Annotated in this window: 13 protein-coding genes; 9 read left to right on the top strand and 4 right to left on the bottom strand. The window is 64.6% G+C overall.

Annotation, left to right across the window (positions count from 1 at the left end; genetic code table 11):
* Nucleotides 1-68: 68 nt before the first annotated feature.
* Nucleotides 69-2,837 (bottom strand): protein kinase domain-containing protein, encoded by a 2,769-nt coding sequence (locus AC30QB_RS08235; RefSeq protein WP_489545717.1) that lies wholly within the window; start codon nucleotides 2,835-2,837, stop codon nucleotides 69-71.
* 4 nt (nucleotides 2,838-2,841) lie between these two features.
* Nucleotides 2,842-3,384, bottom strand: coding sequence for an ECF-type sigma factor (locus AC30QB_RS08240; RefSeq protein WP_489545718.1), 543 nt, complete (start codon nucleotides 3,382-3,384; stop codon nucleotides 2,842-2,844).
* 128 nt (nucleotides 3,385-3,512) lie between these two features.
* On the opposite strand from AC30QB_RS08240, the gene AC30QB_RS08245 reads away from it, so the two are divergent.
* From AC30QB_RS08245 to AC30QB_RS08255, 3 genes are all read left to right on the top strand, one after another.
* On the top strand, nucleotides 3,513-3,893 hold the full coding sequence (locus AC30QB_RS08245; RefSeq protein ID WP_489545719.1) for a hypothetical protein: 381 nt from the start codon (nucleotides 3,513-3,515) through the stop codon (nucleotides 3,891-3,893).
* A gap of 75 nt (nucleotides 3,894-3,968) precedes the next feature.
* Entirely contained in the window at nucleotides 3,969-5,630 is a 1,662-nt protein-coding gene (gene ettA / locus AC30QB_RS08250) for an energy-dependent translational throttle protein EttA (RefSeq protein WP_489545720.1), read from the top strand.
* Between the two features lie 119 nt (nucleotides 5,631-5,749).
* On the top strand, nucleotides 5,750-7,645 hold the full coding sequence (locus AC30QB_RS08255; RefSeq protein ID WP_489545721.1) for a C1 family peptidase: 1,896 nt from the start codon (nucleotides 5,750-5,752) through the stop codon (nucleotides 7,643-7,645).
* On the opposite strand, the gene AC30QB_RS08260 is transcribed toward AC30QB_RS08255, so the two are convergent.
* Nucleotides 7,629-8,483 carry a Rossmann-like and DUF2520 domain-containing protein gene (locus tag AC30QB_RS08260; RefSeq protein WP_489545722.1) on the bottom strand — a complete coding sequence of 285 codons (855 nt, stop codon included), beginning with the start codon at nucleotides 8,481-8,483 and terminating at the stop codon, nucleotides 7,629-7,631. The two genes, AC30QB_RS08255 and AC30QB_RS08260, sit on opposite strands and share 17 nt — an antisense overlap.
* An 8-nt stretch (nucleotides 8,484-8,491) precedes the next feature.
* Nucleotides 8,492-9,424 carry a recombination-associated protein RdgC gene (locus AC30QB_RS08265; RefSeq protein WP_489545723.1) on the bottom strand — a complete coding sequence of 311 codons (933 nt, stop codon included), beginning with the start codon at nucleotides 9,422-9,424 and terminating at the stop codon, nucleotides 8,492-8,494.
* Nucleotides 9,425-9,840: 416 nt separating this feature from the next.
* Between AC30QB_RS08265 and AC30QB_RS08270 the strand changes: the two genes are divergently transcribed.
* From AC30QB_RS08270 to AC30QB_RS08295, 6 genes are all read left to right on the top strand, one after another.
* Entirely contained in the window at nucleotides 9,841-13,803 is a 3,963-nt protein-coding gene (locus AC30QB_RS08270; protein WP_489545724.1) for an Ig-like domain-containing protein, read from the top strand.
* A 45-nt stretch (nucleotides 13,804-13,848) separates the two neighbouring features.
* Nucleotides 13,849-16,491, top strand: a complete 2,643-nt coding sequence (locus AC30QB_RS08275) for a PQQ-dependent sugar dehydrogenase (RefSeq protein WP_489545725.1) — start codon at nucleotides 13,849-13,851, stop codon at nucleotides 16,489-16,491.
* Nucleotides 16,492-16,623: 132 nt separating this feature from the next.
* Nucleotides 16,624-17,781, top strand: coding sequence for an aldose epimerase family protein (locus AC30QB_RS08280; protein WP_489545726.1), 1,158 nt, complete (start codon nucleotides 16,624-16,626; stop codon nucleotides 17,779-17,781).
* Between the two features lie 108 nt (nucleotides 17,782-17,889).
* Nucleotides 17,890-18,954 carry a sensor histidine kinase gene (locus AC30QB_RS08285; protein WP_489545727.1) on the top strand — a complete coding sequence of 355 codons (1,065 nt, stop codon included), beginning with the start codon at nucleotides 17,890-17,892 and terminating at the stop codon, nucleotides 18,952-18,954.
* A 5-nt stretch (nucleotides 18,955-18,959) separates the two neighbouring features.
* Nucleotides 18,960-19,727, top strand: coding sequence for a LytR/AlgR family response regulator transcription factor (locus tag AC30QB_RS08290; protein ID WP_489545728.1), 768 nt, complete (start codon nucleotides 18,960-18,962; stop codon nucleotides 19,725-19,727).
* Between the two features lie 288 nt (nucleotides 19,728-20,015).
* Entirely contained in the window at nucleotides 20,016-22,208 is a 2,193-nt protein-coding gene (locus AC30QB_RS08295; protein ID WP_489545729.1) for a carbohydrate-binding module family 20 domain-containing protein, read from the top strand.
* Nucleotides 22,209-22,229 lie beyond the last annotated feature (21 nt).

The raw sequence follows: 22,229 nt of genomic DNA on the forward strand, positions 1-22,229 counted from the left end.
ATGCAGCGGCAATCAAGACGGGAACGCAACGGTCAAGATAGGTCGATTTCATGGGGTCACTCCAGTGGTCAGTACATCAACAATGGCCAGAGCTCTGGCGGCATGAGCTTTGCGCGAGGTGGCAGCGAAAGAAGTTTTTGAGCATAGACGGAAATGGCTTGCAGATCGGATCGACCGGCCAGGGTCGCCTCAAACGCTTCGCCACTTTGCAGTACTGCGCGGCGCGTCGATTCGCTCGGTGAAATGCGCCACGTGGCCTGGGCGGCGAGGAGTTCTGCCAGTGCGCGGTCCGGGTGCCCCGCAGGCAGCATCGCCGACGCGACCTGCTGTGCCTCTAGGTAGAGTGGCAACGCTTGTGCCAGGCCTTGCGAGGAATCCACCGCCATGGCCCACAGTGTGAGTGTCGACCACATGTCTTTGTGGCGGGTTCCGAACAGCGTCTTCTGATTTTCGTAAACGCGGCCAAGCGTGGCCGCTGCTGACTGGGCATCGCCTCTGCGCAGCTGGCATTCCCCGAGCAAAGCCCGCGCCCTCGCGGCGCGTGCACGGGCCGATGGGCCTGCTGCTTCATCAGCGCGCGCCGCGGCAAGCAGCAGGGGCTCCGCTTGATCTACCGCGCCGCGTCGCAGGGCCAGTCGGGCCTGAATGACCTGAACGACCCGGGTGACGCTCGGGTTGCCAGACTTGGGTGCCGACTGCATGGCCCGGGCAATGGCCTTGTCACTCTCTGCATAGTGACCCAGGTGATGCAGAGCGATGGCGTGCCAGGCGCGGGCGTAGATGGTGTACGTGTCATCGTCCCCCCACAGCTCGACCAGCAGATCGATCAGGGGCGGCATCGCTGGGGAGGCACGCGCGTATTGGCCCAGTTCCACATCGAGTTCCGCCATACCGTATCGGGCGCGTGCTGCCTCCGGAGTGCGTTTGTCTGCGAGGCCGGAATAGACCGCCTCGAAGAGATCGCGGGCCTCGTTCCATTGGCCTGCCTCCTTGACGACCTTGGCCAGTTCCGACATTGCAAGCCGATGGATGTCATGACCTCGGCCCAACCTGCTTTCTGCTTGGATGGCCGATTGGCGCAGCCAGCGCTCAGCTTCCGCCAGTTTGCCTTCGCTGCTCGCCAAGGAGCCCAATCGCACCAGCGCGAGGATTGGCTCCATGGGCTTCTCGGCGCCCATGGAAACTGCAGCGTCCAGCACCTCGTGGTAGCGCATTCGCGCTTCGTCATTCCTGCCCAACATTGCGGCGACGTAGCCCAGCTCAAAGGTGACTTGGAGAAAGTCCTTCGTGTGGGTGCGCCCCGCACGTTGAAGGTGGGCATGGCTGAGCGTCAGCGCCGAAGACGCCGCGGCCAAGTCGCCCGCAGCGGCCAGCATCAGGCCGAACGGCTGCGCCACCTCGGCTTGCAGCGATGCATCGTGGCTTAGCGTCTTTTGCGATTCGCTCCAGCCACGGCGCAGCAGGTCGACCACGGGGACTTTCGAGGCACCCGTGTCTTCCGGATTGAGTTCGGTGAAGACGCCTGTGAGTATCTTCACGACCGAGTGCGTGCGATTGGCCTCTTGCGTGGCCACGCGCCACTGCCACGTGGTGGCGAAGATGCCCGCCAGCAGCGTCACCATGACCCCCGCCAAGGCCACCACCTGCACCCGGTTGCGCTGCGCAAACTTGTTGGCGCGATAGCCGAAGGTGTCAGGCCGCGCGCTGACCGGTTGGTGATCGAGGTGGCGCTGCAAGTCGTCGCGCAGCTCTTGCACCGTAGCGTAGCGCTCCTGCGGCGCCTTCTTCAGCGCCTTGGCGACGATGGTTTCCAGGTCACCTCGCAGGGCCTGCTCGAGCGTCGCCATGCTGGTGTTGCGCGAGAGCGCGGCTTCGGGCGATTCGCGCAGCGCGGCCGTCAGGCTGCGCGGTGGCTCTTCGACGATGGCGCGTGCCATCGCGGCCACACCGCGCGAGGTGCCGCCGTAGGGCCGCGCACCGCTCATCAGGCCGAACAGCACCACGCCCAGGGCGTACACATCGGTGGCGGTCGTGATGGGCTGGCCTTCAATCTGCTCGGGCGCGGCGTATTCGGGCGTGAGGCCGGCGGCGCCCTGGCGGGTCAGCTCGGTGAGGTCGGCGTCGCCATCGCCGTCGCCAAGCAACTTGGCTACGCCGAAATCGAGCAGCTTCACGTGGCCGTCGTCGCTCACAAGGATGTTCGCCGGCTTCAGGTCGCGGTGCACCACCAGGTGAGCGTGCGCATAGGCCACTGCCTCGCACACCTGCATGAAAAGGTGCAGCCGCTCGGCGATGGTGAGCTTGCGCTTATCACTCCAATGGTCGATGCGCTCGCCCGGCACGTATTCCAGCACCAGGTAGCGGGTGCCGTCGGGCATGAGGCCGGCGTCGAGCAGCTGCGCGATGTGCGGGTGCGACAAACGCGCCAGAAACTCGCCTTCGCGTGCAAACCGCGCCTGGGCCTGCGCGCCCATGCTGGCCGCGTGCAGCAGCTTCACCGCGGCGCGCCCGCTGTACAGGCCGTCGCTGCGCGTGGCCAGCCACACTTGGCCCATGCCACCTTGGCCGATGGGCTCGCGCAGCTCCCAGGCGCCCAGGCGCAGGCCGGCGTGTTGTGCTTCGGCCGGCACCGGGGAGGCGTCATCGCCCAGGAAGTCGCGCGCTTCGGCGGCCTGGTCGGCGTGGATCATCGCCAGCAGGCGCGGGTAGAGCGCGGGGTGCTGGGCCTGCACACTTTGCAACTCTGCCTCGCGTTGCATCGGCTCTGATGCGGCCCAGCGGTCGAACAGTGCCAGCACTTCGCGCCATGCGGCGGTCGAAGTGGCCGGGTTGTGCATCGCCTCAGGCGCTCAGGTAGTCGAACAGAAAAGCGCGCGCACGCCGCCAGTCGCGCTTGAGTGTGGGTACCGACAGCTCCATCACCTCGGCGATCTCTTCCATCGTCATGCCGCCGAAGTAGCGCATTTCCACCAGCTTGTGGCCTCGCTCGTCGATGCGGCCCAAGGCCTGCAAGGCTTCGTCCACGCGCACCGCGTCGGGCTGGTTGGGCAAGTCGTCAAAGGCGGCGGTGCTGAGCGTCACGTCGGCCACGCCACCACCGCGCTTTTGCGCCGCGCGCTCGCGCACGTGGTCGACGATCACGCTGCGCATCACGGCACTGGCGTAGGCGAAGAACTGCTTGCGGCTGCCGGTGGTCTGGCCGCCGTCGCAGCGCATCCAGGCCTCGTGGACGATGGCGATGGGGTCTAGCGTGATGGGCCCGGACTTGGACAGGTGGGCCCGCGCCAGGCGCTTCAGGTCGCTGTAGAGCAGGGTGTAGAGGCGGTCCTTCGCGGCGGTGTCGCCCGATTGGCATTGCTCCAGCAGCAGGGTGATCTCGCTCATGTGGCGGCCATTCTATGCAGGGGGCACCCCCCTAAGTTGGCAGATCCGTTTGTGCGTGAGCCTGCGTCTTTACATGCAGGAGCCCATGTCGGGCCTCCGCGTCAACCCAACTCCATGGAGTACATGTCATGCCTACCCTCAGCAGCCCCAAGTTGAAGATTCAGTCCACCACCGGCACCAACCAGATGAAGGTCACGACCTCGGTCACGGTGGGCTTTGACGCCACCGAGGTCAACATCATCAAAGTGCTAGGCCTCAAGTGCAAGCTCGCCTGCCGCGTGTGGGGCGAAGACAGCGGCTTCAATGGGGGCGACGACTCTCTGTTTTCGCTCTCCACCAAGACCATCACCAAGAGTGGCAGCTACGAATTCGTTCGCGTGGTGGACGCGAGCCTGCTCGACGAAGACTGGGAAGGCAACGACGAGCTGTATGCCAAGTTCGCCTTGAATGCGGTGTCGTTCCCGATGTCGGCCGCCACCCGCACGGCCACCCAGGTCGGCAACTACTGAGGCCCCAAAAGGGCGGTGGAGCCGCGGGTGCAGGGATAATCCCTGTTTTCCCCGGTTCCACCAGAGAGTAGCCCCATGGCCCAGTACGTTTTCACCATGAACCGCGTCGGCAAGATCGTCCCGCCGAAGCGTCAGATCCTCAAGAACATCTCTCTTAGTTTCTTCCCTGGGGCCAAGATCGGCATGCTGGGCCTGAACGGCTCGGGCAAGAGCACCTTGCTCAAGATCATGGCCGGTGTCGACAAAGACATCGAGGGCGAAGCCACTCCCATGCCCGGCCTGAAGATCGGCTATCTGCCGCAAGAGCCGGTGATGAACCCCGACCAAACCGTGCGCGAAGCGGTGGAAGAGGGCATAGGCGGCGTGCTGGCCGCGAAGAAGCGCCTCGATGAGGTGTATGCCGAATACGCCGCTGAAGACGCTGACTTCGACAAGCTCGCCGCCGAGCAGGCCGAGCTCGAAGCTGTCATCTCGGCTGCCGGGTCTGAAAACACCGACCTGCAACTGGAACTTGCCGCCGACGCGCTGCGCCTGGCCCCATGGGACGCTGTCATCGGCAAGCTCTCGGGCGGTGAGAAGCGCCGTGTGGCGCTGTGCCGCCTGCTGCTCTCCAAGCCCGACATGCTGCTGCTCGACGAACCCACCAACCACTTAGACGCCGAGTCGGTCGACTGGCTGGAGCAGTTTCTGCAGCGCTTCCCTGGCACCGTGGTGGCCATCACCCACGACCGCTACTTCCTCGACAACGCGGCCGAGTGGATTCTTGAACTCGACCGCGGCTCGGGCATCCCGTGGAAGGGCAACTACTCCACCTGGCTGGAGCAGAAAGAAGGCCGCCTGGAGCAGGAGCAAAAGACCGAAGACGCCCGCACCAAGGCGATGAAGAAGGAGCTGGAGTGGGTGCGCCAAAACCCCAAGGGCCGCCAGGCCAAGAGCAAGGCGCGTCTGGCCCGCTTCGAAGAGCTCTCCGACGTTGACTACCAGAAGCGCAACGAGACCAACGAAATCTTCATCCCGGTGGGCGAACGCCTGGGCCATGAAGTGATCGAGTTCGAGAACGTGACCAAGAGCTTCGGCCACCGGGTGCTGATCGACGACCTGAGCTTCAAGGTGCCCGCGGGCGCCATCGTCGGCATCATCGGCCCCAATGGCGCCGGCAAGTCGACGCTGTTCCGCATGATCTCCGGGCAAGAGAAGCCCGACAGCGGCAACGTGAAGATCGGGCCGACGGCCAAGCTGGCTTTTGTGGACCAAAGCCGCGAATCGCTGAGTGCCGACAAGACCGTGTGGCAAGACGTGTCGGGTGGGCTCGACAACATCATCGTCGGCAAGTTTGTGATGCCCAGCCGGGCCTACATCGGCCGCTTCAACTTCAAGGGCAACGACCAGCAGAAGCTGGTGGGCAGCCTCTCGGGGGGTGAACGCGGCCGTTTGCACTTGGCCAAGACGCTGTCGCAGGGTGGCAACGTGCTCATGCTCGATGAGCCGTCGAACGACCTCGACGTTGAAACCCTGCGCGCGCTCGAAGATGCCTTGCTTGAGTTCGCCGGCTCGGTCATGGTGATCAGCCATGACCGCTGGTTTCTCGACCGCATTGCCACCCACATCCTGGCCTGCGAAGGCGATTCGAAGTGGAACTTCTTCGACGGCAATTACCAGGAGTACGAGGCCGACAAGAAGCGGCGCCTGGGCGAAGAAGGCGCACGGCCCAAGCGGGTGCGGTTCAAGGCGATTTGAGCGGCATGACGTCGTTCCTGCTTTCGCGGGAATGACGGGGTTGCCCCCAAGCTTTGCAGTCTTGACGCTGCTTCGAGCCGGTTCGACCATGCTCCTTCGCTCATCGGAGGAGACACCCCATGGCCACCCGCAAGAAGACGACCGCCAAGAAGCCCACCGCCTTGTTCATGCGCGTTGCGCGCCCCGACCCGCCTGACTCGCGTGACAGGCCTTTTCGCCCCAACGTGGGCAGGGCCCCTGCCTCCACGCTGTTCCCCGCGCAAGGCCTGCCCGTCAAGAACCAGGGTGACACCATGGCCTGTACCGGCTTTGGCCTGTCGCTGGTGGTGGAGCACCTGCTGCGCAACGCCCAGCGCGAAGCTGCACCGGCCATTTCGCCCTTCATGCTGTATTCGATGGCGCGGCGCTACGACGAGTTTCCCGGCTCCGTGCAAGACAAGGGCTCTAGCTTGCGCGGGGCGCTCAAGGGCTGGTTCAAGCATGGGGCGTGCAGCGAGGTGCTGTTTCCAGAGATCGGCATGCCCGCTGCCAGCAAGAAGCTCGACGACGACTGGTGGTTCGATGCCGTCAAGCGCCCGCTCGGGTCCTACTACCGCATCGACACCCAATCGATCATCGACATGCACGCCGCGCTCAACGAGGTGGGCATCATCTACGCGAGCGCAGGCTGCCACACAGGTTGGGATGAAGGCATCAACCTGCCCGCGCAGAAGCGCCGACCTACGTCGTTCAAGGGCGTGTGGGAGATCCCAGTGCAAGGCGGCCACGCCGAGCACCCGGGCCATGCCTTTGCCATCGTGGGCTACAACGAGCGCGGCTTCCTGATCCAGAACTCTTGGGGCCCCGAGTGGGGCTCGCACGGCTACGCCATCCTCGGCTATGACGACTGGCTGCGCAACGCCATGGACTGCTGGGTGGCGCAGCTGGGCGTGGTGACGCGCGACCACACCGCCATCTCCAAGGCCATCAGCCTGCGCACCGATGCGGCAGGCCATGTGGCGCTGGCGGCGAGCCAGGTGCTGCGCAACCGCGAGATCTCGCCTTTCATCGTCAACATGGGTAACAACGGCGCGCTCAGCAACAGCGGTGTTTTCCGCACCCAGCCCGACGACGTGCGCGCGCTGGTCGACGTGCACCTGGCGCAAGCACGCAGGCATTGGGGCAAAGAAAACGGCGTGGTCGACGTGTGCATCTATGCGCACGGGGGTTTGGTGAGCGAGGAGAAGGCGGCCGACATCGCGGCGCAATGGATCCCGCTGCTCTACGACAAAAAAGTGTTCCCCATCTTCCTGATGTGGGAGACCGATTTCTTCAGCACCTTGCTCAGCTGCATCGAAGACGCGGTGAAAGACGTGCCGCGCAGCACCGCCTTCTCGGTCAAGGGCTGGTGGAACCAGCGGCTAGAGCGCTTGCTGGCGCGCACCGGCACGCGCCTGTGGGGTGAGATGAAGCAGAACGCCGATGCGATGAGCGCCTACAAGCCCGACGTGCCCGACGACGAGCAGGCCGGCGGTGTGCTGCTGTACCGACACTTCAAGCACGGCGTGGCCAACAAGAAGATTCGGATGCACTTCGTGGCCCACTCGGCCGGCAGCATCGGTGCGAGCTTCATGATCGACCGGCTGGCGAAAGAGGGCATGACCTTCGAGTCGGTGAGCTTCATGGCGCCGGCGGTGAAGGTGTCGACCTTCGACGAGCACGTGCGCCCGCACCTGCTGTCAGGCGTGGTCAAGCGCTACCAGCAGTTCCACCTCACCGACCACGCCGAGCAAGACGATGGCAGCTGCGGGCCCTACCGCCGCTCGCTGCTGTACCTGGTGAGTGAATCGTTTGAAGGTGGCATCAGCGCGCCCATCGTGGGCATGCAGAAGTTCTTCGATGCCTACGCCAGGAAGCTGCCCCACACCGCGGCGTACACCGCGCCGGGTGCGGTGAGTGCGAGCACCACGCATGCCGGCTTCGACGACGACCCGGGCACGCGTGCCCAGATCGTGAAATTCATTCTGGGTCGATGACGCGTCGCACGCTGTCGGCCTGCGCGTGGCTCAGGCGGTGGGTGGCTTGCACCAGCTCCAGCTGGCGGCGGCTGAACTCGCGGTAGAGCGCGGCGTGCTCGGGGCCTAGTGCGGTGAGTGCCGCGAGGTGGTGCGCGATCACGCCCGCATCGCCGCGTGAGAGCGGGCCCGCGACTGCTGCTGACAGGCCCTTGGTCTGCGCGGCCGACAGGGTGCCGTGCGCCATCGGCAGCAGCGCTTGCAAGGCCTGCGCTTCGTCGATGCCGAAACTCGCCCAGATGCTCGCCGCCTCTTGCAGCATCGACAGCAAAAAGCTCGCCGCATAACTGGCACCACCGTGGTACAGCGCGCGGCTGCCTGGCGGCAAGCGCAGCGGGTGCATGCCTAGCGTGGCGGCAATCTCGCGCAACTGCGCTTCGAGTGCGGCAGGCCCTTCGATGGCCACCGAGCTGCCGTGCAACAGCTCAATGGCACGCGCCGGGTCAGAGAAGATCTGCAGCGGGTGAAAGCCGCCTATGGCCGCGCCTGCATCGGCCGCGGGTTGCAGCACCGACACCTCGGTGGCGCCACTGCAATGCACCACCGACTGGCCCGCGCGCCACGGCAGCTGCGCGGCCAGCGGTGCCAACGCGTCGTCACGCACGGTGAGAAACACAAGATCGGCTTGTGCGGCGGTGGCCGCGTCAACGGCCTGACAGCCGGCCAGCTTCTCCGCCAGTTGCTGTGCGGCCATCGTGTTGCGATTGGCCACCATCTGCACCGCCACACCGCGCTGATGCAGCGCCTGGGCCAGGGCGCCACCCAGGCGCCCGGTGCCGATGAAGGCAATGTTGCTCACGTGCTGCCTCAGGTTTGCACGGGCTTGTCGCGCGCCAGCTCGCCCCCGAGCGCGGCTATGAGTTCAGGGAACAACTGGCCCAACTCGCCGGTGGTGATGGCCACGTCGGTGTCGAAGCCGTTGTCGTCTTTGCCTGAGCCTCCAACTGAAGAGCCGGCGCCTTCGAGTGCCACATCGAGCAGCTTGATTTTTTTGACGGCCATGGCTTCGTTGAGCACGAAAGACACGCGGCTGTTCCACGTCATTGCAAGCTGCGTGGGCAGCTTGCCTTGGGCGATGTGCTCGCCCACCTCTTCGATGTCTAGCGTGTGGCGCGCGTAGCGCACGCTTGACTTCTCACTGTCGGGCTGCTTGAGCTCGCACTCGCGGTCTATGCTGAAGCCGGCCGGGGCTTCACGCGTCTTGAGCCACTCGGCCATGGCCGTGGCGGGCGACATCTCGGTCTGCAGCAAGGTGAGGGTGATACCGCCACCCAATAGCTCAACCAGCATGCTTACGATGCGGTCGGACGCCTTCACGCTGCCTGCGCCCACCACCACCAGCTTGGCGCGCGGGTCTATCCACACCAGCGTTGTGCCACGTTTGGGGAAGGCGCGCGGCAGCAGGCCGTGCACGATGTCTTCTTTCAGCTCTTTGGCTTTCTTGCCTTTGGGGCGGCGACCGGTGTCGGCTTCGATCTTCTCGAGCTGCTGCTCCAGTGTGTTTTTCACCACCTGGCTGGGCACGGCCTTGCGCTCCACGCACAGCTTCAAGATGAGTTGGCCGCCCACGCCTTCCATCAGCACGCCGTTCTTTTCGCCTCGTGGCTCGACCCAACCTATGGATTCTTGTTGCGAGGCGCCGCACTCGGCGAAACGGCCCGCGTCGAGGCGGCTTTCGATCTCGGCACTGGAGGGCGGCTCCCATGGGCCGATGCGGTAGAGAAGGGCGTTTTTGAACATGGAGGCAGGGCGGTGTTGGGGGGGCGGATTGTAGGTGGCCGATACCTTGGGCTGCGGCGGCGTGGGCGTTGGCGTGCGGGTGCGAAAAGACTCACCGGCAAGACGCGGAGAACGCAAAGGTCGCAAAGGCTTTTTGGGGGTGGGCCAAGAACGCATTGCTCACGATTGCTGCACTGCGCCATGACGGAATTTGATCCGGCAGGCCAATAAACCCGGTTGACAGGCGGGCTTGCGGTCTTTATAAAACAAACATTCTGTAAATGATTCAAATAGAACAAATATTCTATTCATCTTCTACGAAATATCGTTCTGCGAAACGACGTTCTACAAGTTGACGTTCCACGCAATAACGTTTTGAGCAACAGCGATTCACTCATACAGCGGTGCCGATGGTCGGACGCCGCGAGGAGACAACGATGAACCACGCCATGCAACCATCGCGCGCCCGCGCATTCTTGGGGTCGAGCTTGCTCGCCCTTTCTGCCTTGCTGCCCGGGGGCGCCTTTGCCGATGGTCCGGGCTTGCCCAACCTGAGCTACAGCAGCAACGAGGTGTTCAAGTCCATCTACACCTTCAAGAGCGACGTGAACGGCAGCGCCCGCGGCCATGGCACGGTGCAGATGGTCAACGGCTACCTGTTCGTGCCGTTTGGCGTTGATTCCGGTCACCCCGGCGGCGGCTTCTCGTTCTATGACATGTCCAATCCGCGTGCCCCGGTGAAGGTGTCGCAGACCAACGTCACCGAACTGCGCGAGCCCCACGGCTACGGCTTCAGCAACAGCTACCCGGGCCGCTACATCGTGATGCAGGCCATCAATGGCATCGAGTTCTGGGACATCACCAACGCCCTGGCGCCCAGCCTGCTCAAGTACCTCACCTTGCCCGGCATCATCGAGTCCGACTACGACAACGGCAACTGGTGGACCTTCTGGCAGGCCCCTTACGTCTACGTGGGCGGCTCCGGCAACGGCATCTACGTGGTCAACGCCAGTGACCCGCGCAACCCGACGCTCGTCAAACAGGTGAGCACCAGCGCCTGGGGCGGCTTCCGCGTAGGCCCCGTCTTCGCGGTGGGCAACCTGCTCACAGGCATCAGCACCGACGGTTCCGGCCTGGTCAACCTCGACATCAGTGACCCGGTCAACCCCAAGGTGCTGGCGTCGACCACCAGCACCGGGGGCCAGTACAGCGGCGTTGTGAGCGGTGAACGCATCGTCACCGCCGGCACCGACAACAAACTGCGCGTGTATGACATCAGCAACCCTCGCGCGTTCACGCAGGTCGCCGTGTCAGGCGACATCGGTGGCAAAGGGGGCTATGTCTCCACTCAGCGTGGCTTTGCCCACGCCGGCTTCTCCAACAACTACGCCAAGGTCAACCTTGCCACCGGCGCCATCGCCGGCACCGGCAGTTCCAACATCTCCGGCCGAGATGAAGACTTCGGCACCGTCCTCGGCAACCTGGTGCTCGTCGGCAGTGACCATCCCGTCGGCAGCGCGCTGATGCCGCACCAGGCCGGGCCGATCACCGGCGCGCCGGTGGTCGACATGGTGTCTCCGAAGAACAACTCCACCGACCAGGCGGCCACCAGCCGCATCGGCATCACGCTCACCGACCACATCGACCTGCGCACCGTCTCCACCAGCACCTTCATCGTGCGCCCCGTTGGTGGGTCGACCCTCGCGGGCAAGTACAGCGGCCAGTCGACCATCCTCAACTTCTCGCCCGACGTGCCGCTGCAGTCGGGTGTCACCTACGAAGTGGTGATTCCCGCGGGCGGCATGAAAGACGACGTCAACAATGGCGTGGCCGCGTTCACCTCGCGCTTCACCGTCGCCGGCACTGCCGTTCTGGATTGCCAACTGGGCAGCCGCAACCCCGCGCTTGCCGGCAGCACCGTGTCTTTCAGCCCGGCCAGTGCCAGCGGCTCAAACCTGCAATATTCGTGGAGCTTTGGCGACGGCACCAGCACCGCCTTCTCCGGCACGTCAACCGCCAGCCACATTTACAACACGCCCGGGCACTACCCGATCGTGTTGACCGTGCGAAGTGGCACCGCCACCGACACCTGCTCGTCGACGCAAACCATCCATACCCAGCCCACGGCCACCGCGCCGCGCTCGTCGAGCACGCTGGCCTTCGACTCGGGTCGCAACCGCGTCTGGGTGGTGAACTCTGACAACGATTCTGTCTCTGCCATCAACGCGGCCAACAACACCCGCGTGTTCGAGCAGGCCGTGGGTGTGAGCCCGCAAACCCTGGCGCAGGCCCCCGATAGCCGCATCTGGGTCACCAACTCCGGCTCGGGCAGCATCAGCGTGCTCGACCCGAGCACGGGCGCCTTGGCGCAGACCATTGAGCTCGGCCGCGGCTCGCGCCCCTTCGGTGTGGTGTTCAACCCGCTGGGCACCGCTGCGTTCGTCACGCTGCAAGGCTCGGGCAAGGTACTCAAGCTCAACCCCAGCACAGGCGCCATTCAGGCCACGCTGACCGCCGGCAGCTCGCCGCGCGGCCTGGCGATCTCGGGCGACTCCAACCGCCTGCTCGTCACCCGCTACATCTCGCCGGTCGACCGAGGTGAGGTGCTGGAAGTGAACCCCAGCGCCTTCACCGTCACCCGCACGTTTGTGCTCGCCAAAGACCTGGGCCCCGACACCGAAGCCAGCGGCCGTGGCGTGCCCAATTTCCTGACCTCGGTGGTCATCCAGCCCGATGGCAAGCGGGCCTGGATTCCCTCGAAGAAGGACAACACCGACCGTGGCAGCTTCCGCGACGGCAACGCACTCACCTTCGAAAGCACGGTGCGCACCATCGTCTCCCAGATCGACTTGGACAACAACGCCGAGGTGCTCAGCGCACGGGTTGACTTCAACGACCGTGATCTCGCCAACGCCGTGGCCTTCACCCCGCGTGGTGACTACGCCCTCATCTCGACCCAGGGCACCAACGACGTTGAGGTGATGGACGTCTACAACCGGCAAATCATTGGTGGCCTGCCCAACGTAGGGCGCGCGCCGCGCGGCGTGCTGATCACGCCAAGTGGCCGTGCATTTGTTCAGAACTTCATGTCGCGCAACGTCAGCGTTTACGACGTGAGTACGCTCGTCAACGGCAGCGGCACCACCCTCACAAAACTGACCGACATCGCCGCGGTCACCAGCGAGGCGCTGGCGGCCAACGTGTTCCAGGGCAAGCGCATCTTCTACAACGCCGACGACCGGCGCATGAACCGCGACAAGTACATCAGTTGTGCCAGCTGCCACCAAGACGGTGGCCACGACGGCCGCGTGCTCGATTTCACCGACCGCGGCGAAGGCCTGCGCAACAACATCCCGCTGAACGGTCGTCGCGGCACGGGCCAGGGCCGCGTGCACTGGACCGGCAACTTCAACGAGATCCAGGACTTCGAGAACGACATCCGCAACAGCTTCAGCGGCACCGGCTTCCTGACCGACGCGCAGTTCAACACCGGCACCCGCAGTTCGCCTCTGGGTGACCCCAAAGCCGGGCTCAACGCCGACCTCGATGCGCTGGCGGCGTATGTGAGCTCACTGACCAGCGTGGGGCCCAGCCCCTTCCGCAATGCCGATGGCAGCCTGACGGCGGCCGCGGTGGCGGGGCAGCAGATCTTCAACGGCAGCGGCCAGTGCGCGACCTGCCACACCGGCGCCGACTTCACCGACAGCGCCACCGGCGTGCTGCACGACGTGGGCACCATCAAGGCCTCGTCGGGCAAGCGCCTGGGCGCCACGCTGACGGGCTTTGACACGCCGACGCTGAAAGGCCTGTGGGACACCGCGCCCTACTTGCACGACGGCTCGGCCGCCACGCTGCTGGACGTGCTCACCACCGCCAACCCCGGCGGCCGCCACGGCACCACCAGCGGCCTGAGCACCACGCAGCTCAACCAGCTTGTCGCCTACCTGCAGCAGATCGACGATGCCGTGGATGCGACCACGCCGGTCACCATCAGCAACCTGTCGGTGAAAGACACCGCCAACGCCGTCGACTGGTCGGTGCAGAACAGCCTGCAGAACGGTGCCGTGCAATACGGCGACCGCACCTATGCCTTCACCACGGTGCCTGCCCTCGTGGCCGGCGGCCGCTGGATACGCACGGCCAACGACTCGAAGGCGTTTACCGCCGACCCGACCGTCACCTTCAACATCAGCCAGGCGGCCGATGTGTACGTGGCAATGGACGACCGCGTTGGCGCGCAAGGCTGGATGACGGGCTGGACCAACACCGGGCAGAAGCTCGTCAACAACGAAGGCACGCCCAGGAGCTTCACCCTGTTCCGCAAGAACTTCCCTGCCGGTGCGGTCAACCTGGGCCCCTCAAGTGCCTCGGGAAGCATGTACACGGTCATCGTCAAGTAAAGCTGCCTGAGCAGCCTCTCGCAAAACACATCAGGAGTACCTTCCATGACACTTTCACGTTGGCTCTTTGACAACCCCCTGGCTGCGGCCAGGGCCCGGCCGTGGCGCCAGCTTTTGGCTGGCGGCGTGATGGCTGGCGGCTTGATGGCGGCGGGCCTGGTGCAGGCTGCCGGTGTCCCTGCCGGCTTCAACGACCGCCAGATCGCCACGGGGCTCACCAGCCCCACCTCGATGACGGTGCTGCCCGATGACCGCGTGCTGGTGGTTCAGCAAGACGGCATCGTGCGCATCATCAAAGCCGATGCGATGCTGTCCGCCCGTTTCTATACGGCGCCCAACGTCGACTCGAGCAATGAGCGCGGTTGCCTGGGGGTGATTCCGGACCCGAACTTCGCGAACAACCACTTCGTTTACTTCTACTGCACCACCAAGGTGGGCACCGTGTCGCGTAATCGCGTGGTGCGCGTCACCGAGGCCAATGACACCGTAGTGGGCGGTAGCGAGCGGGTGATTTTCGAATTGCCTGACGTGCCCACGGCCACCAAGTGGCACATGGGTGGTGCCATGCGTTTCGGTACCGACGGAAAGCTCTACATCGCCGTGGGCAACCACGAAGACAGCAAGCAGCCGGTGAGCAGCTCCAACTCGCAAAAGATCTCCACGGCTTTCGGCAAGCTGCTGCGCATCAACGCTGACGGCACGGTACCGACCGACAACCCATTCTTCAACACCGCGGGGTCCTACCCAGCGGTCTGGGCGCTCGGGTTTCGCAACCCCTTCGTGTTGGACATCCAGCCGGGCACGGGCCTCACCTACATCGGTGACGTAGGCGACAGCAGCTGGGAAGAAGTGAACCGTGGCCAGGCCGGCGGCAACTACGGTTGGCCAGGCGCCGAAGGCCCGAGCAACACCGCGGGCTACATCAGCCCGCTCTATGCCTACGATCACAGCGTGGGCTGCGCGATCACCGGCACGGCCTTCTACAACCCGAGCAATGCGCAGTTCGGCAGCAGCTGGGTCGGCCGCTTCTTCTTCTCTGATTTCTGCAACGGCACGGTCAAGTGGTTCCACCCCAATACGCCGAACACGGTGACCACCTTCGCCAGCAACATCGGCAACCCGACCAACATCGCCATCGCCCCGTCGGGCTCGATGTATTACTTGGCGCGCAACCAAGGTACCGGCACGCCGTCAGCCGGTGCTGGCACGGTGGGCAAGATCACCTTCACCGGCAGCCAGGTCCCGCGCATTGCGCAGCAGCCGCAAAGCCAAACGGTCTTCATGGGAACGCCGGTCACCTTCACGGCCAGCGCCGATGGCGCCACCTCGCTGCAATGGCAGCGCAATGGCGGCAACATCAGCGGCGCCACCAGCGCCAGCTACACGCTGTCCAACCCGCAGGTGGCTGACAGCGGCTCGCGTTTCCGCATGGTCGCCACCAACTCCTTCGGCAGCGTGAACACCGACGAAGCCACCCTCACGGTGACCAACAACCGCCCACCGGTCGCCCGCATCGATACGCCATCAGCGAGTACCGGCTTTGCCACGGGTGACGTCATCTCCTACAGCGGTGTCGGCACCGACACTGAAGATGGCAACCTTCCCGCTTCGGCGCTGACGTGGAAGGTTGACTTCCAGCACGACTCGCATGCCCACTCGTTCGTGACCCCCGTGACTGGCAGCAGCGGCCAGTTCACCGTGCCAGACTTCGAAGCCGCCCAGGCGAACATGTGGTTGCGCATCACCCTGACGGTACGTGACTCGTCGGGTGCGACCAACAGTGTGAGCCGCGACATCTTCCCGCGTGGCGCGGTGAGCAGCTTCCCGGTGCTCGGCACGCCGGCCAACGGCTGGGGCCCGTATGAAGTGAACCGCAGCAACGGCGAGCAAGGCGCGGCTGACGGCCGCACGCTCTCCATCGGTGGCGTGCCCTACCCGCGCGGCCTCGGCGTGCATGCGCCGTCGGAAATCCGCTTCAACCTGAACCGCGCCTGCAGCGGCAACTTCATCGCCGACCTCGGCATTGATGACGAAGTGGGCGACAACGGCAGTGTGGTGTTCCAGGTGTACGCCGACGGCACCAAGGTCTATGACAGCGGCAACATCACTGGCGCCTCGCTGCGCGCTTCGGTCAACGTGAGCGTGGCCAACGCGGCCGAGCTGCGCCTGGTCGTCACCGACGGCGGCAACGGCAACGGCTTCGACCACGCCGACTGGGCTGGCGCCCGCGTCAGCGGCTGTTCGGGTGGCACGGTTGGGGCGAGCATCTCGAATCTGCAAGTCTCCGACGGCGCCAACTCGGCAGACTGGTCGGTGCAAAGCAACTTGCAGTCGGGCAACACTTTCTATGGCGACCGCGCCTACACCTTCGGCACCGTGCCGGCGGTCGTGGCCGGTGGCGCGTGGATCCGTACTGCCAATGACTCCAAGAGCTACACCGGGACCCCGACGGTGACCTTCGGGCTCTCGGCCGCCGCCGATGTGTACGTGGCGCTCGACAACCGTTCGCCGCTGCCGGGCTGGGTGGACAGCAGCTGGACCGACAGCGGCTCCGACCTCACCCAGGTCGAAAACGCGACCACCACGCGATCTTTCAGCCTGTTCAGGAAGCGCTTCAATGCCGGCACCGTCACCCTCGGTCCCTGGAACAACGGCGGCACCAGCATGTACACGGTGATCGTGAAGTAAATGCCGAAGTAAATGGCTAAGTAAATGGCTAGGTAATGCGGGGCAGCGGCAACGCTGCCCTCTGCGGGGCAAGCGCCGGTTCGCTGGTACTTGCCCCGATTTTTTGATGTCACACAAAAAAATGGAGACACGATGAAAACAGTTTTGCGCGGTCGGTGGGTGTCTGCGGTGGGCGCGATGGCGCTGCCCTTGGCGTGCGGAGCGGCCGGCGGGCCCGCCGCGTCCTACACGGAGTTGAAGCGAGAGAATTTTCAGAAAGAGGTCGACGGCAAGAAGACCGACCTGTACACGATCCAGAACAAGAACGGCATGGTGGTGAAGATCACCAACCAGGGCGCAAAGATCGAGCAGATCCTGGTGCCGGACAAAAAAGGCGTGTTGGGCGACGTGGTTCAGGGCTACGAAAACATCGACCAGGTCATCAATGGCCAGGCGGCCATGGGTGCCTTCATCGGGCGCCACGCCAACCGGATTGCCAAGGGTAAGTTCAGCCTCGACGGGCAGGACTACCAACTGTCGATCAACAACGGGCTCAACCACCTGCATGGGGGCACCAAGGGATCGCGCTTCGTGGTGTTCGATGCCAAGCAGATCGACGAGACCACGGTACAGATGAGTTACGTCTTCAAAGACGGCGAAGAAGGCTACCCCGGCAACGTACCGCTGCGCGTGCTGTACAGCGTGACGCCTAAGAATGAGCTGGTCGTGAGCTACGACGCCACCACCGACAAGAGCACCATCGTCAACTTCACTTCGCACGCCTTTTTCAACCTGGCGGGTGAAGGCAACGGCGACATCCTGGGCCATGTGGTCACGATGAACGCCGACCATTTCACGCCCATAGACGAGACGCTGATCCCGACCGGCGAGATCCGCTCGGTCAAGGGCACGCCTATGGATTTCACCAAGCCACAGAAGATGGGCACGCGCATAGGGCAAGCCGATGACCAGCTCAAGTTCGGCAAGGGCTACGACCACAACTGGGTGCTCAACAAGACGGGCCCCGGCCTGGGCCTGGTGGCCAGCGTGTACGAGCCGGTGTCGGGGCGCGTGATGACCGTGTATTCGACCGAGCCCGGCATGCAGCTCTATACCGGCAACTTCCTCGAAGGCAAGGTGCCGCGCGACGTGGGCAAGGGCGGCCATGTCTACAACTTCCGCACCGGGTTCTCGTTGGAGCCGCATCACTTTCCCGATGCCCCCAACAAGCCCAACTTTCCCAGCACAACGCTGGCTGCGGGTGATTGGTACAGCGGGAAGATCGTCTACGCCTTCTCGGTGAAGAAGTAGCACCTGCGAGGGCGGGCTTTCGTGGCCTGACCCTCAAAATCCGTCACTCGTCGCAGGCGGGGTCGCCGGGCCTTTGGAAAGCTGGCGATTGCCCGTATGGTGTGGGCCATGAACCCTTCTGTCCCGCACCGACCCGGCTTGGCAGCGCTGCTGAAGACCTCGTTCAAGCCGCAGCGCCTTCTGGTCAGCTTGGCGCTGGCCACGCTGGTGGCGTTATTGCTCAACCCCATCTTCGAAACCTCGCTCGTCAGCGTCTGGGCGCGCACGGTGTTCGTCGGCGTGGTGCTGCTGCTGGCCTTTGACATCGCAGGGCACTGGCCCTTGCGCCTGGTGCCGCGCTGGGTGGCACAGCTGCTTGCAGTGGGCCTGGCCGCGCCCCTGGCCACGCTGCTGGCGTATCTGTGGATCGTGAACGGCGACGTGCGGCGCTTTCTTCAGCACGAGGGCTTGATCTCGGGCTTCGTGTGGATCAGCTCGGTCAGCCTCGTGGTGGGCTTGATGTTGGCGCTGGGCTCGCTCTACCGCCAGCGTGACAGCCAAGCCCGCGCGCAGGAGCTGGCCTTTGCGCTCGAGCGCAGCACACTGGAGAAGCAGGCGCTCGACGCCCGCCTGCGCCTGCTGCACGCGCAGATCGAGCCGCACTTCCTCTTCAACACCCTGGCCAATGTGCAGCAGCTCGTTGAATCGGGCTCGTCGCGCGCCGCACCGGTGCTGCAAAGCCTGATCGCCTACCTGCGCGCGGCCGTGCCCACGCTGGGCGACGACAACGCGACCCTGGGCACCGAGATGGCCCTGGTTCAGGCCTACCTTGAGCTCATGCGCATGCGCATGCCCGATCGCCTGGAGTTCAGCGTGTCGGCCCCGCCAGCGCTCGCGCACCTGCGCTTTCCGCCCATGGCTTTGCTGACCTTGGTAGAAAACGCCGTGCGTCATGGCATTGACCCTAGCGAGACCGGCGGTCGTATCCAGGTCGAGGTTTGCGAGCATGCTGGGCAGGTCGAGGTGTCGGTGGCCGACACCGGCGTAGGCATGAGTGAAACCGCGGCCCCGGGCACCGGCCTCAACAACCTGCGCGAGCGCTTGCGCGCCTTCTTTAGCGATGCGGCGCAGCTGCAGATGCTGCACGAGCCGCCACACGGCTTGAAGGCTGTGATCGTGTTTGGCAAAGTCTGACCCCCATGCCCACTGCGCTCATTGCTGACGACGAACCCCTGCTGCGCGAGCGCCTGTGCAGCCTGCTGGCCCGCCTGTGGCCCGAGCTGACGGTGGTGGCGCAGGCGCGCAACGGGCGCGAGGCGGTGGAAATGTTCGACGAGCACACGCCGCAGGTGGTGTTTCTCGACGTGCACATGCCGGGGCTGAACGGCGTGGAGGCGGCACGCTCGATCGCGCGACGGGCCGAGGTGGTATTCGTCACCGCCTACGAGCAATACGCCGTTGCCGCATTCGAGCAGGGCGCACTCGACTACGTGGTCAAGCCCTTCGACGAAGCGCGCCTGGCCGACACGGTGCAGCGCCTGCAGCAGCGCCTGGCGCGGGCGCCCGGCAGTGAAGGCGCCGCGCTCGATGCGGTGATCGAGAAGATGTCGGTCGAGCTGCGTCGGCGTGTCAATGTGGGCGGCTGGCTGCAATGGATCAAGGCTTCGGTGGGCAACTCGGTGCGCCTGATTCCGGTGGAGCAAGTGGCCTATTTGCGGTCAGACGAGAAGTACACGCTGGTGGTGTGGGAAGGCGGCGAGGCGCTGATCCGCAAGACCATACGCGAGCTGGCCGACGAGCTTGACCCCGATCGTTTTGCCCAGGTTCATCGCTCGGTGATCGTCAACCTGCACCAGGTGAGCCAGGTCGAACGGGGGGCTAACGAGACGGCCGAGGTGCGCCTGAAAGGCCGCAACGACGTGCTGCCGGTGAGTCGCAGCTTCGTGCATGTGTTCCGGCACATGTGAGCGCGCGGGTGTCGCTTGTGTAGTACAAATTTGTAGTCATACGACACGATCCATTTCGGATCTAAGTTGAAACAAAATGATTTACAAAGCCGCGCAAGAAATGCGCCTGAACAGAAAAATATCATTTAAAAACAACATCTTGGTTTGATTTCTCTGTGACGGTTCTGAGTCAGCTCTCGCGGCTCATCTGGATAGGCGAAGCGGGTTTGCGTACCTACATTACGCCTCGATGACGCGAAGACGTCTCAGCCAAATGACCCGTGGCCGCAGCACCCACAGGAGACAAACATGTACACGCTTGACCTTGCCGGGGCTCAGCGCCCCAGCAGCCGCACCCGCACCCGCTCGCTTCGATCTACCCTGCGCACCCTGGCCGCCGTGGCCATGCTCAGCGCAGCGGCGGCGGGCCACGCCCAGTCCACCGCCCGCACGGCTTTCGTGCAGTTGTTCGAATGGCGCTGGACCGACGTTGCCCGCGAATGCGAGTCACACCTAGGCCCCAAAGGCTATGCCGCGGTGCAAGTCTCACCGCCCAGCGAGCACAACTGGCTCGCCAGCGGTGACGGCGCGCCCTACCCGTGGTGGATGCGCTACCAGACCGTGAGCTACAGCCTTGACCGCAGCCGCAGCGGCACGCGCGCCGAATTTCAGAGCATGGTCAACCGCTGCAACGCCGTGGGCGTGGGCATCTATGTCGACGCGGTGATCAACCACATGTCGGGCGGCAGGAGCGGCACGTCCAGTGCCGGGCGCAGCTGGTCGAACCACAGCTATCCGGGCCTCTACAGCGAGCCCGACTTTCATTCGCCGGTGTGCGGCATCACCAACTACAACGACGCCAACAACGTACAGAACTGCGAGCTCTCGGGCCTGCAAGACCTGAACACTGGCAGCATCTACGTGCGCGGCAAGATCGCTGACTACCTGGTCGACCTGGCCAACATGGGCGTGAAAGGCTTTCGCGTCGATGCCGCCAAGCACATCAGCCCCGGTGACCTGAGCGCCATCGTCGACAACGTGAATTCGCGCTTGGCGACGCGGCCGTTCTGGTTTCTCGAAGTCATAGGCGCCGCGGGCGAGGCGGTGCAACCCAGCCAGTACTTCGGTCTGAGCGGTGGCCAGGCCACCGTCACCGAGTTCGCCTACGGGCCTGCGCTGTACGGCAAGTTTGCGGGCGGCGGCAAGCTTGCCGACCTCAAGACCTTTGGCGAGAGCTGGGGGCTTGTGGGCAGCAGCAAGGCCGTGGCCTTCACCGACAACCACGACAAGCAGCGCGGCCACGCTGGCGGGGGCAGCTACCTCACTTATCACGATGGCGCGACCTACGACCTCGCCAACGTGTTCATGCTCGCCTGGCCCTATGGCTACCCGGTGGTGATGTCGAGCTACGCCTTTCAGAAGGCCAACAACTACGACACCAGCTTCGGCCCGCCTTACAACGCCGATGGGTCGACCCGAGGCCCCTGGGCGGCCGGCGCGAGCGCACCGGCCTGCTTCGACCAGACGCGTGGCGGCTGGGTGTGCGAGCACCGCTTCCGCCCGATCGCCAACATGGTGGGTTTTCGCAACGCGAGCGCGAGTCGCTGGGGGGTCAGCAACTGGTGGGACAACGGCAACAACCAGATTGCCTTTGGCCGAGGCGACAAAGGCTTCGTGGTCATCAACAAAGAGGGCAGTGCGCTGTCGCGCAGCTTCCAGACCGGCCTGCCGGCCGGCAGCTACTGCGACGTGATCAGCGGCGACTTCGCGGCCGGTGCTTGCAGCGGCGGCGTGGTGACGGTTGATGCATCAGGCCAGGCGACGATCAACGTGGCGGCGAACTCAGCCGCGGCGCTGCACGTCGACGCCAAGCTCGGCGGCTCGCAGCCCGCGGTGAGCACCACCTTCACGGTGCAAAACGCGGCGCCGGCCACCGGCCAGCAGGTTTACGTGGTGGGCAGTGTGGCTGCACTCGGGGCCTGGGACCCCTGCAAGGCCGTGGCCCTTGCGGCCAGCGCGTCAGAGCATGCGGGCACGGTGAACCTGCCGGTGTCGAGCAACGTGCAATACAAGTTCATCAAGTACAGCAGCTGCACCAGCGCAATCTGGGAAGGCGGCAGCAACCGCAGCCTCAACACGCCGGCGGGTGGCACGGCCGCGGCCTGTGGCGTGTTCAACAGCGCTGCGGCTTGCAGCGTGCCGACGGGTGATGCCACCGTGATCTTCAACGAGACGGCCAGCACCGCTACAGGGCAGAGCGTTCACATCGTCGGCGGCCTGCCCGCGCTCGGCAGCTGGGCGCCGGCGAACGCCTTGCGGCTTACTTTGGTGTCGGGCACGCAGTGGCGCACTCAGCTGACGCTGCCTGCCAGCACCGCGCTGGAATACAAGTTCATCAAGAAAGACGGTAGCGGCAACGTGGTGTGGGAAAGCGGTGCCAACCGCACGCTCACCACGCCGGGAGGCGGTGCGTCGCAAACGGTGACCACCAGCTGGAAGTAGCGCTCGGGCTTTTGTTTTGCG

Origin of the sequence: Rhizobacter sp. (assembly GCF_046595475.1) — a bacterium.
Lineage (GTDB): Bacteria > Pseudomonadota > Gammaproteobacteria > Burkholderiales > Burkholderiaceae_C > Rhizobacter.

Coding starts and splice junctions, on each gene's coding strand:
- AC30QB_RS08235 (WP_489545717.1), bottom strand. CDS start 2,837: ATGCACAACCCGGCCACTTCGACCGCCGCATGGCGCGAAGTGCTGGCA.
- AC30QB_RS08240 (WP_489545718.1), bottom strand. CDS start 3,384: ATGAGCGAGATCACCCTGCTGCTGGAGCAATGCCAATCGGGCGACACC.
- AC30QB_RS08245 (WP_489545719.1), top strand. CDS start 3,513: ATGCCTACCCTCAGCAGCCCCAAGTTGAAGATTCAGTCCACCACCGGC.
- ettA (WP_489545720.1), top strand. CDS start 3,969: ATGGCCCAGTACGTTTTCACCATGAACCGCGTCGGCAAGATCGTCCCG.
- AC30QB_RS08255 (WP_489545721.1), top strand. CDS start 5,750: ATGGCCACCCGCAAGAAGACGACCGCCAAGAAGCCCACCGCCTTGTTC.
- AC30QB_RS08265 (WP_489545723.1), bottom strand. CDS start 9,424: ATGTTCAAAAACGCCCTTCTCTACCGCATCGGCCCATGGGAGCCGCCC.
- AC30QB_RS08270 (WP_489545724.1), top strand. CDS start 9,841: ATGAACCACGCCATGCAACCATCGCGCGCCCGCGCATTCTTGGGGTCG.
- AC30QB_RS08275 (WP_489545725.1), top strand. CDS start 13,849: ATGACACTTTCACGTTGGCTCTTTGACAACCCCCTGGCTGCGGCCAGG.
- AC30QB_RS08280 (WP_489545726.1), top strand. CDS start 16,624: ATGAAAACAGTTTTGCGCGGTCGGTGGGTGTCTGCGGTGGGCGCGATG.
- AC30QB_RS08285 (WP_489545727.1), top strand. CDS start 17,890: ATGAACCCTTCTGTCCCGCACCGACCCGGCTTGGCAGCGCTGCTGAAG.
- AC30QB_RS08290 (WP_489545728.1), top strand. CDS start 18,960: ATGCCCACTGCGCTCATTGCTGACGACGAACCCCTGCTGCGCGAGCGC.
- AC30QB_RS08295 (WP_489545729.1), top strand. CDS start 20,016: ATGTACACGCTTGACCTTGCCGGGGCTCAGCGCCCCAGCAGCCGCACC.